Below are 15673 nucleotides of genomic sequence, written 5' to 3' on the forward strand. Positions count from 1 at the left end.
CACGGGGAACGGGAGGAGGCCGCGGTGGCAGGTCAGTGGGGGTCGCCGGCGCCGTACGGGCAGCAGCCCTGGCAGCCGGCGCCGACGCCGCAGTCCGCGATGCGGGCCGCCAACTCCGACCGGGAACGCACCATCGACGTGCTGAAGGCCGCCTTCTCCGAGGGCCGGCTGACCGCCGCCGAGTACGAGCACCGGATGTCCGCGGCCCACCAGGCCGCCACCTACGGGCAGTTGGCCTCGCTGGTGGCCGACCTGCCGTCCGGGCCGATGGTGCAGCCCTTCGGCGCGCCCGTCCCGGTGGTGCCGCCGACCTTCATGCCCGCCTACCTGCCGCCGCCCTCGCGTCCCGTCCGCAACAACGGCCTGGCGGTGGCCTCCGCGACGCTCGGCTGCCTGACCGTGCTCACCTTCGGCGTCACCGGGCTGCCCGCCGTGATCACCGGCCACATGGCCCGCAACCGGATGCGCGTCACCCGCGAGGACGGCGACGGCCTGGCGGTGCTCGGCCTGGTCCTGGGCTGGCTGTCGGTGGCCGGCTGGGTGCTCTTCCTCCTGCTGGCCCTCGCCTCGGCCTGAGCCGGGGCCGCCCGGCGCGGGCCCGGCCTCGCGGGCCCGCGGCCTGTTCCCGTACCAGGTCCGCGGGCCCGCGCAACCGGGCGCACTCCATTTGTTTTGACCACCGCCTGTGCGCTAGGTACGCTCTGACCTTGTGCCTGGGGTGTGCCCGGGTCCTTGTGCGTGCCAGCAGATCGGCCGCCGCAGCGGAGACTCCACCCGCTCGGTGTGCGCCGTAGCCGCAGCGCAGCTCATGGGATTCCGCGATTCTTCCCCCGAAGAAGGCCAACACACCCGACCGCGTGGGTCGGAGGGTGCGGGCCATACCGCAGGTTAGTTCCACCAAGCCTTGGCACACAGAAAACGGAGAAACGGTGCCTACGATCCAGCAGCTGGTCCGAAAGGGCCGGCAGGACAAGGTCGAGAAGAACAAGACGCCCGCACTGAAGGGTTCGCCCCAGCGCCGCGGCGTCTGCACGCGTGTGTACACGACCACCCCGAAGAAGCCGAACTCGGCTCTCCGCAAGGTCGCCCGTGTGCGCCTCACCAGCGGGATCGAGGTCACCGCTTACATTCCGGGCGAGGGCCACAACCTGCAGGAGCACTCCATCGTGCTGGTCCGCGGTGGCCGTGTGAAGGACCTTCCTGGTGTCCGCTACAAGATCATCCGCGGCTCGCTCGACACCCAGGGTGTCAAGAACCGCAAGCAGGCTCGCAGCCGCTACGGCGCCAAGAAGGAGAAGTAAGAATGCCTCGTAAGGGCCCCGCCCCGAAGCGCCCGGTCATCATCGACCCGGTCTACGGCTCCCCGCTGGTGACCTCGCTGGTCAACAAGATCCTGCTGCACGGCAAGCGCTCCACCGCCGAGCGGATCGTCTACGGCGCCCTCGAGGGCGTCCGCGAGAAGACCGGCGCCGACCCGGTGGTCGCGCTCAAGCGCGCCCTGGAGAACGTCAAGCCGACCCTCGAGGTCAAGTCCCGCCGCGTCGGCGGCGCCACCTACCAGGTGCCGGTCGAGGTCCGTCCGGGCCGCGCCAACACCCTGGCGCTGCGCTGGCTGGTCGGCTACTCCCGCGCCCGCCGCGAGAAGACCATGACCGAGCGCCTGCTCAACGAGATCCTCGACGCCAGCAACGGTCTGGGCGCCTCCGTGAAGCGCCGCGAGGACACCCACAAGATGGCCGAGTCGAACAAGGCCTTCGCGCACTACCGCTGGTAGTCCGAACCCCGTCACTAGACAGAGAGAGAACGAGCCACCATGGCTGCAACCTCCCTTGACCTCGCCAAGGTCCGCAACATCGGGATCATGGCGCACATCGACGCGGGCAAGACCACCACCACCGAGCGGATCCTGTTCTACACCGGTGTCTCGTACAAGATCGGTGAGGTCCACGACGGCGCTGCCACGATGGACTGGATGGAGCAGGAGCAGGAGCGCGGCATCACCATCACGTCGGCCGCGACGACCTGTCACTGGACCCTCGACGGCGTCGACAACACCATCAACATCATCGACACCCCGGGCCACGTCGACTTCACCGTCGAGGTGGAGCGCTCGCTGCGCGTGCTCGACGGTGGCGTGACGGTGTTCGACGGTGTCGCCGGTGTCGAGCCCCAGTCCGAGACCGTGTGGCGGCAGGCTGACCGCTACGGCGTCCCGCGCATCTGCTTCATCAACAAGCTGGACCGCACGGGCGCCGACTTCTACTTCTGCGTGCAGACCATCGTGGACCGCCTCGGCGCCACCCCGCTGGTCATGCAGCTGCCGATCGGCGCCGAGGGTGACTTCACCGGTGTCGTCGACCTGGTGAAGATGAAGGCCCTGGTCTGGTCCGCGGACGCGCCCAAGGGCGAGATGTACGACACCGTCGACATCCCGGCCGACCTCGCCGACAAGGCCGAGGAGTACCGCGAGGCCCTGCTCGACACCGTGTCGAACGTCAGCGACGAGGTGATGGAGCTCGCCCTGGAGGGCGAGGACATCCCCGAGGAGCTGCTGGTCGCCGCGATCCGCAAGGGCACGCTGAACTCGGACTTCACCCCGATCTTCTGCGGCTCGGCCTTCAAGAACAAGGGCGTCCAGCCCCTGCTCGACGCGGTCGTGAAGTACCTGCCGTCGCCCCTCGACATCGAGGGCATCGAGGGCACGAAGCCGAACAACCCCGACGAGAAGATCGTCCGGCAGGCCTCGGACGACGAGCCGCTCGCCGCGCTCGCGTTCAAGATCATGTCCGACCCGCACCTGGGCAAGCTCACCTTCGTCCGCGTGTACTCCGGCCGCCTGGAGTCCGGCACCTCGGTGCTGAACTCCGTCAAGGGCAAGAAGGAGCGCATCGGCAAGATCTACCGCATGCACGCGAACAAGCGTGAGGAGATCGACTCGGTGGGCGCCGGCGACATCATCGCCGTGATGGGCCTCAAGCAGACCACCACCGGTGAGACGCTGTCCGACGAGAAGCAGCCGGTCATCCTGGAGTCCATGGACTTCCCGGCCCCGGTCATCCGCGTCGCGATCGAGCCCAAGTCCAAGGGCGACCAGGAGAAGCTGGGTGTCGCCATCCAGCGCCTGGCCGAGGAGGACCCGTCCTTCCAGGTCAACACCGACGAGGAGACCGGCCAGACGATCATCGCGGGCATGGGCGAGCTGCACCTCGAGGTGCTGGTCGACCGCATGCGCCGCGAGTTCAAGGTCGAGGCCAACGTCGGCAAGCCGCAGGTCGCGTACCGCGAGACGATCCGCAAGGCCGTCGAGCGCATCGACTACACGCACAAGAAGCAGACCGGTGGTTCCGGCCAGTTCGCGAAGATCCAGATCGCGATCGAGCCGCTGGAGTCCGGCGAGGGCTACGAGTTCGTGAACAAGGTCACCGGTGGCCGCGTTCCGAAGGAGTACATCCCCTCGGTCGACGCCGGCTGCCAGGAGGCCATGGAGTTCGGCGTGCTCGCCGGCTACCCGCTCCAGGGCGTCCGCGTGAGCCTGCTCGACGGTGCGTCGCACGACGTCGACTCGTCCGAGCTCGCGTTCAAGATCGCCGGTTCCATGGCGTTCAAGGAAGGTGCCAAGAAGGCGTCGCCGGCTCTGCTGGAGCCGATGATGGCCGTCGAGGTCACCACCCCCGAGGACTACATGGGCGACGTGATCGGCGACATCAACTCCCGCCGTGGCCAGATCCGGGCCATGGAGGAGCGTCACGGTGCCCGCGTCGTCAAGGCGCTGGTGCCGCTCTCCGAGATGTTCGGCTACGTCGGTGACCTGCGCAGCAAGACCTCTGGTCGCGCAAGCTACTCGATGCAGTTCGACTCGTACGCCGAGGTTCCGCGGAACGTGGCGGACGACATCATCGCCAAGGCCAAGGGCGAGTGACGTCCCGGTAATCGGGATGATTCAGACCCTTTAGGCTAGAAGGAGGGCACCCGGACGCTTGCCCGTCCGGGTTCCGCCCGGGAGCCCTCCGGCACCCCCACCCGCGGGACGGCAATGGGGCGCGACACCAGCGCCCCGTTCCAACAACCCGATCCAGACCAACTGACGTCGTACGGCGTACAGAACTGTCCTCAGGAGGACTGCAGTGGCGAAGGCGAAGTTCGAGCGGACGAAGCCCCACGTCAACATCGGCACCATCGGTCACATCGACCACGGTAAGACCACGCTGACCGCGGCCATCACCAAGGTGCTGCACGACGCGTACCCGGACATCAACCCCTTCACGCCGTTCGACCAGATCGACAAGGCGCCGGAGGAGCGTCAGCGCGGTATCACCATCTCCATCGCGCACGTCGAGTACCAGACCGAGGCGCGTCACTACGCCCACGTCGACTGCCCGGGTCACGCGGACTACATCAAGAACATGATCACCGGTGCGGCCCAGATGGACGGTGCGATCCTCGTCGTCGCCGCCACCGACGGCCCGATGCCGCAGACCAAGGAGCACGTCCTCCTGGCCCGCCAGGTCGGCGTCCCCTACATCGTCGTCGCCCTGAACAAGGCCGACATGGTGGACGACGAGGAGATCCTGGAGCTCGTCGAGCTCGAGGTCCGCGAGCTCCTCTCCGAGTACGAGTTCCCGGGCGACGACCTGCCGGTCGTCCGCGTCTCGGCGCTGAAGGCGCTCGAGGGCGACAAGGAGTGGGGCGAGAAGCTCCTCGGCCTGATGCACGCCGTCGACGAGGCCATCCCGACCCCGGAGCGCCTGGTCGACCAGCCGTTCCTGATGCCGATCGAGGACGTCTTCACGATCACCGGTCGTGGCACCGTCGTCACCGGCCGCATCGAGCGCGGCATCCTCAAGGTCAACGAGACCGTCGACATCATCGGCATCAAGACCACCAAGACCACCACCACGGTCACCGGTATCGAGATGTTCCGCAAGCTGCTCGACGAGGGCCAGGCCGGTGAGAACGTCGGTCTGCTGCTCCGCGGCATCAAGCGCGAGGACGTCGAGCGCGGCCAGGTCATCATCAAGCCGGGTTCGGTCACGCCGCACACCGACTTCGAGGCCCAGTCCTACATCCTGTCGAAGGACGAGGGTGGCCGTCACACCCCCTTCTTCAACAACTACCGCCCGCAGTTCTACTTCCGCACCACGGACGTGACCGGCGTCGTGACCCTCCCCGAGGGCACCGAGATGGTCATGCCGGGCGACAACACCGCCATGACCGTCGCGCTGATCCAGCCCGTCGCCATGGAGGAGGGCCTGAAGTTCGCCATCCGTGAGGGTGGCCGCACCGTCGGCGCCGGCCAGGTCACCAAGATCCTCAAGTAATTGTCGATCCGACCTCCGGTCAACCGCGAGGGCCCGGCCCCGTCCCGCAAGGGAGGGGGCCGGGCCCTCCGGCGTTCCCGGGGAGGGTGTTGGCGCCCAGTCCCTTCCGCTCTCGTCCTGCGCCCCTCACCACCCGTCTCGCGCCCTCCGCGCCCGGCCGGTCGGCGCCCCTGTCCGCGCTCCCGGTCCGGCGGGCGGGGACAGCAGAGTGCCCCGCCGGGCCGGTGGGCTCGACGGGGCACTCTGGGAGGGGAAGTGGCCGGGGGCGGGACCCCCGACGGGTTCAGGCGGAGACGGTGGGGGAGGAGTTGTCCTGCCGGGGTGACCCGGCGGGGGGAGAGGGCGGCGCCGGGGGCGTGGAACGGCCCTTCAGCCGACGGACGAACCACGGGGTCCAGTTCTTCAGCTTCATCACCGGCGACTCGAGCAGGTGCCAGGAGAGGACCGCCAGCACGAAGGTGCCGGCCATCGCGAGCGCCAGGTAGACGGGCTTGCCGTACTTCGCGTAGCCGAGCATGGCCAGTGCCTGCTCCACGGTGAAGCCGTAGATGTAGATGCCGTACGAGTAGTCGCGCTTGCGGCCGACCTTCTGGAACGGGCGCGGCAGGCGGATCGCCAGCCAGAGCAGCAGGTAGGCGAAGGCGGGGTAGCCGAACACGAAGAGGCCGCCGAAGTGCAGCGTGAGGCCCAGCACCACGGCCGAGAGCAGGGCCAGGCCGTCGTGGATCGGCAGCCGCTCCCGGTACAGGTTGAAGGTCGCGCCGATCAGGAACACGAAGCCCAGGTGGATCAGGAAGTGGGTCGACATGGCACCGAGGAACGGCACGTTGACCGCGGAACCCATGTCACCGGGGATGCCCCGCCAGCCGGGGGCGTCCAGCCAGTCGTTGATGATCAGCACGCCGAGCGCGCCGGCCAGCAGCGGGACGAACTTCCGGGCCCGGGTCAGTACGCCGGCGACCGCGAACAGGCCGACCATCACGTAGCAGAGGATCTCGTACTTCAGCGACCACAGGGCACCGTTCACACCGGGGTCGAAGTTGGTGCCGCGGTCGCGGCCCTCGGCCATCACACCGGAGATGTCCCAGCCGTTGCTGATCGAGGTGTTCCAGGTGCCTTCGAGGTACGGGACCGGGCCGTCGGCGTGGTGCAGGTAGCCGTGGATCGTGCCGTGCAGGTAGTAGTACAGCGCGGGCACGATCAGGAGGGCGGAGACCAGCAGCGAGCCCCAGAGGCCGGGCAGGATGCGCAGCGCGCGGTGCCAGGAGTAGCGGCCGATGCTGGTGCGGGCGCCGCTGCCGCTGATCATGAAGCCGGACAGCACGAAGAAGCCGACGACGGCCATCTTGCCGATGTCGGTCTGCAGGCCGCTGTGCTTCCACAGCGGGTCGAGGTGGCCCCAGGCGATCGGGTACATGTGCGAGACGACGACCGAGGAGGCCAGTACGAGGCGCAGGATGCCGAAACTGTTGGCGCGCGACGAGTACAGCCCGGCGAGTGTCCCGCGGTACCCGGGCAGGGCGCGCAGTCTGCGATTCATAGGGGTTCTTCAGGCTTCCTGCGAGGGGGGCGCACGGGATTCGCTCCGGCGTACGGGCCGCCGAGATTATAGGAGTTTCAGGCCGGCAGGACAGCCGCGGCCCAGAGCGCGGCGACCGCCTCGCGCGGGGTGCGCCGCGGCTGCCAACCGAGCGAGTGCCGGACCGCCGTGATGTCGAGTTGCTGCCACTCGGTCTCCGGGCCGCTGCCGGCCGGGGCGGCCACCTCGGTCACCACGGTCGGAACACCGCTGACCTCGATCAGCAGCTCGACCAGCTCGCGGGCCGACGTGGCCCGGCCGAGGCCCACGTTGAGCACCGGCGGGGTGGCGGCGGCCGGGGAGAGCGCGGCGACGATCGCGTCCACGGTGTCCTGGAGGTCCACGAAGTCGCGCTGGGCGGTCAGCGGCTGGAGCGCGAGCTCCGCCGTCGTCCCGGCGGTCCGCGCCTCGACCAGCTTGGCGGCCATCACGCCGAGCAGGCTGTGTCCGGGCTGGCCGGCCCCGACCACGTTGCCGAGTCGGAGCACCACGGCGTCCAGTCCCTGGTCGCGGACCGTCTCCGTGATCAGCTCGGTGGCCTGCAGCTTCAGCCGGCCGTACACCATGGAGGGGGCCGGGACGTGGTCCTCGCCGAGGCTGACGCCGATCGGGCAGAGCCCGTACTCGTGCACGGTGCCCAGGTGCACCAGCCGGGGGGCGCGGTCCATCGACCCCAGCGCCTCCAGGAGCCGGGAGACCATGCCGACGTTGGCACCGACCATCTGTTCGTCGGTGAGGCCCCACATGCCGCCGGCCGCGTTCACCACCACGTCGACCCGCTCGGCGGTCAGCAGCTTCGCCAGGTCCTCCGGCGCGCCCTCGGTGAGGTCGAAGCGGGCGAAGTCGCCGGGCAGCTCGGCCTCGGGCCGGTTGCGGGCGACGGTCAGCAGGCCGTGGCCGCGTTCCGAGAGGGTGGCGAGGATCGCCCGCCCGACGAAGCCGGTACCGCCGAGGACGGCGACGCGGGGCAGGGGGGTGACGGTCATCGGAGGGCTCCGGTGGGGCTCGGGAGTGGCGGGGGACTACCGGGGGTCGTTGCCGGCGACGTGACGCAGCAGCGTGCGGGCGCCCTGGCTCTGCCGGTTCTTCAACGCGCCCGGGACCATGGTGAGCGCGTGGATGCGCGAGGAGAGGTGCAGCCGGGCCGCCTTCGCGGCCTTGGACCAGCCGTGCTGGTCGAGCCGGTCCGCGACCTCCGTGAAGAAGCGGTTGGCCTCGGTGAAGCGGGCGCCGGTGAACGCCTGCTTGGAGGAGATGGACACCGCGTGCCGGCGGTACTGGAAGCACACGGTGCCGGAGATCAGCATCCGCTCGCCGGCCTGCAGCAGGTCGATCACCAGGGCGAGGTCCTGGGTGACCTCCAGGTTGTCGCGGAAGCCGACGGCGCGCAGCGCCTCGGTGCGCCAGCAGATGGAGGGGAAGAACAGCCAGTTGCCGCGCAGCAGGTTGGTGGCCAGTTCCTCGCCGCCCATCACCCGGGTGCCGTCCACCTTCGGCGCGTAGATCCGGCGCTTCGCCTGGTCGACCAGGCCCTCGGTGGGGGTCCCCGCGCCGTCGATCACCTGCACGCCGGGCTGGACCATGCCGATGCCGGGGTGGGCGGCGAGCGCGGCCCGCACGGTGGCGACGTAGTCGGGCAGCATGGCGTCGTCGGTGCCCATCATCACGAAGTGCTCTTCGCGGACCAGTCCCAGGCACTTGCGGTAGTTGCCGGTGACGCCGAGGTTCCGTTCGTTGCGCTGGTACGAGACCCGGTCGTCGCCGAGCTGCTCGAACCAGCCCGGGACGTCCGGTTCCTTGCCGTCGTCCACCACGGTGAGGCGCCAGTTCGGGTCGCTCTGGGCCAGGACGCTGCGGACGGCGGTCTGCATCAGGGCGACGTCGCCGTAGTAGGGCAGCATGATGTCGAGGGTCGTCATGAACGGAACACCCGGATTTCGAGGTGGACGGGGCAGGGTCAGCTGTCGATCAGCGCCTGACGGTACCGCAGGCACGCCTGGTAGTCCGGCAGCAGCCCGCGCTCACGGGCCTCGGCCAGGGTGGGGGCGGCGGCGTCCCGGTCGGACAGCTGGGGGGTGCCGGTCGGCCAGTCGATCGCCAGGTCCGGGTCGAGCGGGTGCACCGCGTGCTCGCCGGTCGGGTTGTACGTCTCGGAGCAGACGTACGAAAGGGTGGCGTCGTCCGTGAGGGCGCAGAAGCCGTGGCCGAGTCCCTCGGAGATGTACACCGCGCGCCGGTCGACGTCGTCGAGCCGGACGAACTCCGAGCGGCCGAAGGTCGGAGAGCCCACCCGGAGGTCGACCACCACGTCGAGCACCGCGCCGCGCACGCAGGTCACGTACTTGGCCTGCCCGGGCGGCACGTCGGCGAAGTGGATGCCGCGCACGACGTCCTTGGCGGAGACCGAGAGGTTCGCCTGGGCCATCCGCAGCGGGTGGCCGACCGCGGCGGCGAGGTGGTCGAAGCGGTACCACTCCATGAACAGGCCGCGCGGGTCGCCGTGCTGCTGCGGCGTGACCTCCCAGGCGCCGCCGATGGAGAGTTCGCGGAACTTCATCAGATGTTCTCCTCGTCGAGCAGGGCCTCCAGGTACTGCCCGTAGCCGCTCTTCTTCAACGGCTGGGCCAGGGCCCGGAGCTGGTCGTCGTTCAGGAAGCCGGCCCGCCACGCGGTCTCCTCGACACAGCCGACCTTGAAGCCCTGGCGTTCCTCGATGACCCGGACGAATTCGGAAGCCTGCACCATCGACACGAAGGTGCCGGTGTCGAGCCAGGCGGTGCCGCGGTCCAGAACCGTCACCTGGAGCTCTCCGGTCCGCAGGTACGCCTCGTTCACGGCGGTGATCTCCAGCTCGCCGCGGGCGCTGGGAGTGATGGTGCGGGCGATCTCGACCACGCGGTTGTCGTAGAAGTAGAGCCCGGGCACCGCGTAGCGGGACTTCGGCTTCTCCGGCTTCTCCTCGATCGATATGACCTGGCCGGCCTGGTCGAACTCGACCACGCCGTACGCGGTGGGGTCGGCGACCGGGTAGGCGAAGACCATGCCGCCCTTGGGGTCGGTGCGCTGCGCGAGCCGGGTGCCGAGGCCGCTGCCGTGGAAGATGTTGTCACCGAGGATGAGCGCGACCGGCTCGTCGCCGATGAAGTCCGCGGCCAGCAGGAAGGCCTGCGCGATGCCCTCCGGCCGCTCCTGGACGGCGTACCGCAGGTCCAGGCCGAGCTGGGAGCCGTCACCCAGGAGGCGCTGGAACTGCTCCTGGTCCTGGGGAGTGGTGATGATCATGATCTCGCGGATCCCGGCCATCACCAGGGTCGAGAGCGGGTAGTAGACCATCGGCTTGTCGAAGACCGGGAGCAGCTGCTTCGAGACTGCCCTTGTCAGCGGCCACAGGCGGGAGCCGGTCCCGCCGGCAAGGAGGATGCCACGCATAGGGCTCACCATACGTGGCGGGGGTACGTCGCCCCAACACGGTGCGCGGCACGCCGGTGCGGCCGAGAGGTCAGGATCGGGGCTTCGTACGTGGTAGTAGAATCCGCACTACTATGCGCATCCTCGTGACCGGCGGCGCCGGCTTCATTGGTTCAGAGTTCGTCCGTCAGCAGTTGGGTGCGGACGCCACGGCTCAGATCACGGTCCTCGACAAGCTGACGTACTCGGGCGTGGAGGCCAACCTCGCACCGGTGGCCGGGCACGCGGGCTACGTCTTCGTCCAGGGCGACATCTCCGACCCGGAGACCGTCGACCAGGTGATGCCCGGTCACGACGTGGTGGTGCACTTCGCCGCCGAGTCGCACGTCGACCGCTCGATCGCCGGTGCCGGCCCGTTCGTGGTGACCAACGTGCTCGGCACCCAGGTCCTGCTCGACGCCGCCCGCAAGCACGGCGTGGCCCGATTCGTGCACGTCTCCACCGACGAGGTCTACGGCTCGATCGACGAGGGCTCCTGGACCGAGGAGTGGCCGCTGGCGCCGAACTCCCCGTACTCCGCCTCCAAGGCGGGCTCGGACCTGCTCGCGCTGGCCTACCACCGCACCCACGGGATGGACGTCGTCGTCACCCGCTGCTCCAACAACTACGGGCACTACCAGTTCCCGGAGAAGGTCATCCCGCTGTTCGTCACCAACCTGATGGACGGCAAGAAGGTTCCGCTCTACGGCAGCGGCGGCAACATCCGCGACTGGCTGCACGTCTCCGACCACTGCCGGGGCATCGACCTGGCGATGCGCAAGGGCCGCTCCGGCGAGGTCTACAACATCGGCGGCGGGACGGAGCTCACCAACAAGGAGCTCACCGGGCTGCTGCTGGAGGCCGCCGGCCTGGGCTGGGACATGGTCGAGCCGGTGGCCGACCGCAAGGGCCACGACCTGCGCTACTCGCTGGACATCGGCAAGATCCGGGCCGAGCTCGGCTACGAGCCCCAGGTTCGCTTCGAGGACGGCATCGCCGAGACCATCACCTGGTACCGCGAGAACCGTGCCTGGTGGGAGCCGCTCAAGGTGAGGGCCGCCCAGCAACTGTGACCGGGAAAAGCAGCGCGGCACCCGCGAAGCGTTCGCCGCTGGCAGCCCTCCTGAACTCCCTGCCGCCGGGCACCACTTCGGTGATCGGCGGCACGGTCGTACTCGGCGCGGCTTCATACGTACACCTGATGGCGGCGGGGCACAGCCTCGACACCAAGGACATGGCCTCGGTCTCCGTGCTGTGGACGATCCTGATGTCGGTGGGACTCGGCCTGTTCTTCCCGGTCGAGCAGGAACTGACCCGGATCGTCGCCGCCGAACGGGTCGAGGGGCACGGCATCGCCGGCGTGGTGCGGCGGATCGCCGCGCTGGCGACGGTGCTGGTCGCCCTGCTGGCCGTCGCCATGGGCGTCTGGGGCCGCCAGGTCGCCGACGCCTTCTTCAACGGCCGCCTCGACATGGTGGCCGCCCTGGTGGTCTCCTTCGCCGCGATGGCGGCGAGCAACGTCACCCGCGGCGTGCTGGCCGGCCTGGGCCGCTTCGGACCGTACGGCCTCCAGCTGGGTATCGACGGCGGCCTGCGGATCGGTCTCGCCGTGGTGCTCGCCCTGGCCGGTGTCCGGTCCCCGCTCGCCTTCGCGCTGATCCTCGCCGTCGCGCCGGTCGTCTCGGTGCTGGCCACCCTCCGCCCGGTGCTCCAGGGCGTCGACCGGGGGCCGGAGCCGCGCTGGCGGACGCTGCTGTCCGGGCTGGGTCCGCTGGTGGTGTCCACCCTGCTCTCGCAGATCGTGGTGAACGCGGCCGTCGTCAGTACCAAGCTCCTCGCGCCCGAGGACGCCGCACTGACGGCCGGTCTGCTGAACGCCATCGTGCTGGCCCGGGTGCCGCTCTTCGTCTTCGGCTCGCTCCAGGCCTCGCTGCTGTCCGGCCTGTCCACCGCGGCCGCGGCCGGGGACCGCACCGGTTTCACCCGGTTGCTCGCCAAGACCTGCCTCGTCGTCACCACGTTGGGCGTGGCGGGCGGTGTGCCTGCGACCATTCTCGGACCATGGCTCATCCGGGTACTCTTCGGTGCCCAGGACGTACTGGGTCGGGTGGACTTCCTGTGGATGTCGGTCGGAACCCTGAGCTACATGCTGGCGATGGTGCTCGGACAGGCGCTCATGGTGATCCACCGGCACCGGCTCCAGCTGCTCTGCTGGGCCTTCGCGACCCTGGTCCTGATCGGCACCACCCTGCTCCCCGGAGCGGTCGCCACCCGGGTCTGCCTGGCCTACACGCTGGGCTCGCTCGCCGCGGTGGTGTCCATGGCGGTGGCGGTCCGACTGGCCTTCCCGCGCACCTCCCGGACGGAGGGCGGCGAGGCCAGCCGCCCCACCCTCGTGGACTCCGCATGACCTGGCGCGCGTACCCGCAGCACCACCCTTCCCACATCACGACCTCGCGGCCAGAGGCTGCAGCATGGAGCACCGATGTCCGACTATGACGATGTGTGGCTGGTCATCCCGGCCTACAACGAGGGCACCGTCATCGCTGACGTTGTCGAGAACGCGCGCAAGGTATTCCCGAACATCGTCGTGGTGGACGACGGCAGCTCGGACGACTCCGCGGAGTCGATCCTGACCACCGGCGCGCACCTGGTCCGGCACCCCGTCAACCTCGGCCAGGGCGCCGCCCTCCAGACCGGTCTCTCCTACGCGCTGAAGCAGCCCGGTGCCGAGTACTTCGCCACCTTCGACGCCGACGGCCAGCACCAGACGCCCGATGTGGAGAAGATGGTCGAACTGCTGCGCGCCGACGCCGCCGACGTGGTGCTCGGCTCCCGGTTCATCGAGCAGACCGGCGAAGTGCCGTGGATCAAGCGGGTCGTGCTGCGCACCGCGGCCACGGTCAGCCCCACCGCCCGCAAGCTCAACCTGACCGACTCGCACAACGGTCTGCGGGTGCTCAACCGCAAGGCCGCAGCCCAACTGCGGATCACCATGAACGGGATGGCGCACGCCTCCGAGATCGTGGCCTTCCTGGCCTCCTCCGGCCTGCGGGTCACCGAGGTGCCGGTCGACATCCTGTACACCGAGTACTCCCGCGCCAAGGGCCAGTCCCTGATCAACGGCGTCAACATCCTCTTCGACATCTCGCTCCGGGAGCGTGCGCGCAAATGAAGTACATCTGGATCCAGCTGCTCCTGCTACTGGGCACCGGCACCCTGGTGCTGACCTTCGTCCGGCGCTGGGACCGTGCACACACCCGGGCCTGGAAGCGGATGGCGTTCGCCGCGTTCATCATCGCCAACGTCTACGCGGTCTTCCGCCCGCAGGACGTCACCTGGGTCGCCAACCAGCTCGGCGTCGGCCGCGGCACCGACCTGGTGCTCTACCTGCTGGTCATCGCCATGGCGTTCATGACGCTCAACAGCTTCATGCGCTTCCGGTCGCTGGAGGCCAAGCTGACCGACCTCGCCCGGGCGATCGCCGTCAACGACGGCCAGCGCGTGAACGACGACCGGTTCGCGGAGACCGCAGACCAGTCCGAGACGGCCAGCCGGTAACGTCCGACCGACTTTCGAAGGATGCACGTGATGCCCGTGAGCCCCGTGACGGCCGATCCGGCACCGGACAGCCGCCGGGAAGCCGACTCCGGCCACCCCCCCAGACGCAGTGCCCCGGCCCGATCGCGCCGCACCGCGGCGGGACTCGTCGCGGCGGAGGCGGTGGCCGGTGTCCTCGCGGCGTTCGGCTTCCTGGTGCTCAGCATGGCGATCAAGGTCAACCCGACGACTCGGGTGGGCCAGGTCAGCGGGCTCGCCGCGCTGCAACTCCGGTTCCTCCTGGTGGCCATCGTGATCGCCTTCGGGTGGTGGACGATCAGCCGTCGGGTCTCCCCCGCAGTCGGCCTCCGGCTTGCCTGCGCCTCGGTCGCGGGCCTGGCGACCGGCCTGTACGCCGGCGGCGTCGCGGTGGCGCTGCGCGGCACCCCCTGGCCGCTCAACGGCTTCTACGGCGACTCCGCCCAGCTCCAGAACTGGGCTTTCCTGATAAGTGACGGCAAGTCGATACCCGGGGTCTACCCGCCGCTCTTCCCGCACCTGCTCGCCTACTGGACCGAGCTGTTCAACCCGGGCCACCCCGGGGCCGCGCTGAAGATCCTCACCCTGCTGCTCACCGCACTGGCCGGACCGGTCCTCTACCTGGCCTGGCGCCTGCTACTGCCCCCGCTGTGGTCGCTGGCCATCGGCGTGGTCTGCGTCTTCCCGCTGTTCACCGCGGCCAAGCCGTACGTGGACATCATCCTGCTGGTGCTGCTGCCGGTGTTCGCGCACTTCCTCGGCCGACTGCTCGAGTCCGGACGGCGCACCACCAAGCGCGCACTGCTGGTCGGAGCCGCCTACGGCGCGGTCTTCGCCCTGTTCTTCCTCTGGTACTCCGGCTGGTTCGTCTGGTCCGCGCCCGGCGTGCTGGCCTGTGCCGCCGTCACCCTGGCTAGGGTGCGTCGCGACGGCCGGCCCGCGCTGCTGCGGGCACTGCTCACCACGGGCACCACCGGCGTGGTCTTCCTGGCGCTGGCCGGCACCTACCTGGTCCGACTGCTGCAGGGCTCGGGCACCCCCGACTCGTACATGTACTTCGACACCCAGACCGACCCGGCGTACTTCGTGATGTGGATGGGCGACCTGCCCGGCGGCTACACCCACGCGAACTGGCCGATCCCCGGGGAGCTCGGCGGCGTCGGGGTCTTCACGCTGCTCCTGCTGGTCGGCCTCGGGGTGGCCCTGTGGTTGGGCGCGGAGCTGCCGATCGTCCAGGTGGCGGGCTTCTTCCTGGTCGGGACCTTCTTGCTGCGCTACTGGTTCGCCTCGCACATGGAGCGCGACCAACTGGTGCAGCTCTACCCGCGCACCTCGTCCGAACTGCTCTACTGCTGCCTGATCATGGTCGGCATGGCCGTCCACCTCGCGGTCCGCCGGATCTCGGAGCGGCGCCGGAGCGAGGACCGGCCCACCCGCCTCCCCGGCAGCCCGATGCGGGCCGGTGGCGCCGCGCTGTGCGCCCTCACACTGTTCTTCGGCCTGGCGGGCTCGGCGACGGTGGACCGCTTCATGCCGTCCGACGACCCGGCCTCCCTCGGCCGACTGGCCTGGTCGGCCCACAACAGCCAGACCCCCAAGGGGCCCTGCCCCAAGTTCGCCCACGGTGGCAGGTGCGAACCGTACTCCGAGGAGCAGTTGCGGAAGTGACGGGGATCCTGGTGCGACCGCTCCCGGGCCGGGTGCGGTCCGATCCGGACGGCAGGTGGAAGTATGCTCGCGGGGCTGGCAC

General features: G+C 69.5%; 15 protein-coding genes. 10 read left to right on the forward strand and 5 right to left on the reverse strand.

Going from position 1 to position 15673, the window contains the following annotated elements; all coding sequences use genetic code 11:
• The first annotated feature begins 99 nt into the window (after positions 1–99).
• The 5 genes from K353_RS19730 (at position 100) to tuf (ending at position 5318) form a co-directional block, all read left to right on the forward strand.
• The gene (locus K353_RS19730) at positions 100–576 is read left to right on the forward strand and encodes a DUF1707 and DUF4190 domain-containing protein (protein WP_111554909.1); all 477 of its coding nucleotides are present in this window, start codon (positions 100–102) and stop codon (positions 574–576) included.
• A gap of 353 nt (positions 577–929) precedes the next feature.
• Positions 930–1301, forward strand: a complete 372-nt coding sequence (gene rpsL / locus K353_RS19735; protein WP_014144289.1) for a 30S ribosomal protein S12 — start codon at positions 930–932, stop codon at positions 1299–1301.
• Positions 1302–1303: 2 nt separating this feature from the next.
• A complete protein-coding gene (gene rpsG / locus K353_RS19740; RefSeq protein ID WP_030457432.1) occupies positions 1304–1774 on the forward strand; it encodes a 30S ribosomal protein S7 in 471 nt (156 codons plus the stop codon).
• Between the two features lie 39 nt (positions 1775–1813).
• Positions 1814–3919: an elongation factor G gene (fusA, locus tag K353_RS19745; protein WP_111554910.1), complete on the forward strand. Its 2106-nt coding sequence runs from the start codon at positions 1814–1816 to the stop codon at positions 3917–3919.
• 205 nt (positions 3920–4124) lie between these two features.
• Positions 4125–5318, forward strand: coding sequence for an elongation factor Tu (gene tuf, locus K353_RS19750; protein WP_100837820.1), 1194 nt, complete (start codon positions 4125–4127; stop codon positions 5316–5318).
• 283 nt (positions 5319–5601) lie between these two features.
• On the opposite strand, the gene K353_RS19755 is transcribed toward tuf, so the two are convergent.
• The 5 genes from K353_RS19755 to rfbA form a co-directional block, all read right to left on the reverse strand.
• On the reverse strand, positions 5602–6858 hold the full coding sequence (locus K353_RS19755) for an acyltransferase (RefSeq protein WP_111554911.1): 1257 nt from the start codon (positions 6856–6858) through the stop codon (positions 5602–5604).
• A gap of 77 nt (positions 6859–6935) precedes the next feature.
• On the reverse strand, positions 6936–7883 hold the full coding sequence (locus K353_RS19760) for an NAD(P)-dependent oxidoreductase (RefSeq protein WP_111554912.1): 948 nt from the start codon (positions 7881–7883) through the stop codon (positions 6936–6938).
• Positions 7884–7919: 36 nt separating this feature from the next.
• On the reverse strand, positions 7920–8816 hold the full coding sequence (locus K353_RS19765) for a glycosyltransferase family 2 protein (protein WP_111554913.1): 897 nt from the start codon (positions 8814–8816) through the stop codon (positions 7920–7922).
• 38 nt (positions 8817–8854) lie between these two features.
• Positions 8855–9454: a dTDP-4-dehydrorhamnose 3,5-epimerase family protein gene (locus K353_RS19770; protein ID WP_111554914.1), complete on the reverse strand. Its 600-nt coding sequence runs from the start codon at positions 9452–9454 to the stop codon at positions 8855–8857.
• Positions 9454–10326, reverse strand: a complete 873-nt coding sequence (rfbA, locus tag K353_RS19775; protein WP_111554915.1) for a glucose-1-phosphate thymidylyltransferase RfbA — start codon at positions 10324–10326, stop codon at positions 9454–9456. The genes K353_RS19770 and rfbA overlap by 1 nt, the downstream gene beginning before the upstream one ends.
• 113 nt (positions 10327–10439) lie before the next feature.
• Between rfbA and rfbB the strand changes: the two genes are divergently transcribed.
• From rfbB to K353_RS19800, 5 genes are all read left to right on the forward strand, one after another.
• Positions 10440–11417 (forward strand): dTDP-glucose 4,6-dehydratase, encoded by a 978-nt coding sequence (rfbB, locus tag K353_RS19780; protein WP_111554916.1) that lies wholly within the window; start codon positions 10440–10442, stop codon positions 11415–11417.
• A gap of 128 nt (positions 11418–11545) precedes the next feature.
• Positions 11546–12754, forward strand: a complete 1209-nt coding sequence (locus tag K353_RS19785; protein WP_199528175.1) for a lipopolysaccharide biosynthesis protein — start codon at positions 11546–11548, stop codon at positions 12752–12754.
• Between the two features lie 75 nt (positions 12755–12829).
• Complete coding sequence (locus K353_RS19790; RefSeq protein ID WP_111554917.1) at positions 12830–13519, forward strand: glycosyltransferase family 2 protein; 690 nt, start codon at positions 12830–12832, stop codon at positions 13517–13519.
• The gene (locus tag K353_RS19795; protein WP_111554918.1) at positions 13516–13905 is read left to right on the forward strand and encodes a DUF2304 domain-containing protein; all 390 of its coding nucleotides are present in this window, start codon (positions 13516–13518) and stop codon (positions 13903–13905) included. Before K353_RS19790 ends, K353_RS19795 begins: the two co-directional genes overlap by 4 nt.
• A gap of 30 nt (positions 13906–13935) precedes the next feature.
• Positions 13936–15591 carry a hypothetical protein gene (locus K353_RS19800; protein ID WP_146616515.1) on the forward strand — a complete coding sequence of 552 codons (1656 nt, stop codon included), beginning with the start codon at positions 13936–13938 and terminating at the stop codon, positions 15589–15591.
• Positions 15592–15673 lie beyond the last annotated feature (82 nt).

The sequence above is a fragment of the Kitasatospora sp. SolWspMP-SS2h genome, assembly GCF_003259315.1.
Taxonomy (GTDB): domain Bacteria; phylum Actinomycetota; class Actinomycetes; order Streptomycetales; family Streptomycetaceae; genus Kitasatospora; species Kitasatospora fiedleri.

Coding starts and splice junctions, on each gene's coding strand:
- K353_RS19730 (WP_111554909.1), top strand. CDS start 100: ATGCGGGCCGCCAACTCCGACCGGGAACGCACCATCGACGTGCTGAAG.
- rpsG (WP_030457432.1), top strand. CDS start 1,304: ATGCCTCGTAAGGGCCCCGCCCCGAAGCGCCCGGTCATCATCGACCCG.
- fusA (WP_111554910.1), top strand. CDS start 1,814: ATGGCTGCAACCTCCCTTGACCTCGCCAAGGTCCGCAACATCGGGATC.
- K353_RS19755 (WP_111554911.1), bottom strand. CDS start 6,858: ATGAATCGCAGACTGCGCGCCCTGCCCGGGTACCGCGGGACACTCGCC.
- K353_RS19760 (WP_111554912.1), bottom strand. CDS start 7,883: ATGACCGTCACCCCCCTGCCCCGCGTCGCCGTCCTCGGCGGTACCGGC.
- K353_RS19765 (WP_111554913.1), bottom strand. CDS start 8,816: ATGACGACCCTCGACATCATGCTGCCCTACTACGGCGACGTCGCCCTG.
- K353_RS19770 (WP_111554914.1), bottom strand. CDS start 9,454: ATGAAGTTCCGCGAACTCTCCATCGGCGGCGCCTGGGAGGTCACGCCG.
- rfbA (WP_111554915.1), bottom strand. CDS start 10,326: ATGCGTGGCATCCTCCTTGCCGGCGGGACCGGCTCCCGCCTGTGGCCG.
- rfbB (WP_111554916.1), top strand. CDS start 10,440: ATGCGCATCCTCGTGACCGGCGGCGCCGGCTTCATTGGTTCAGAGTTC.
- K353_RS19785 (WP_199528175.1), top strand. CDS start 11,546: ATGGCGGCGGGGCACAGCCTCGACACCAAGGACATGGCCTCGGTCTCC.
- K353_RS19790 (WP_111554917.1), top strand. CDS start 12,830: ATGTCCGACTATGACGATGTGTGGCTGGTCATCCCGGCCTACAACGAG.
- K353_RS19795 (WP_111554918.1), top strand. CDS start 13,516: ATGAAGTACATCTGGATCCAGCTGCTCCTGCTACTGGGCACCGGCACC.
- K353_RS19800 (WP_146616515.1), top strand. CDS start 13,936: ATGCCCGTGAGCCCCGTGACGGCCGATCCGGCACCGGACAGCCGCCGG.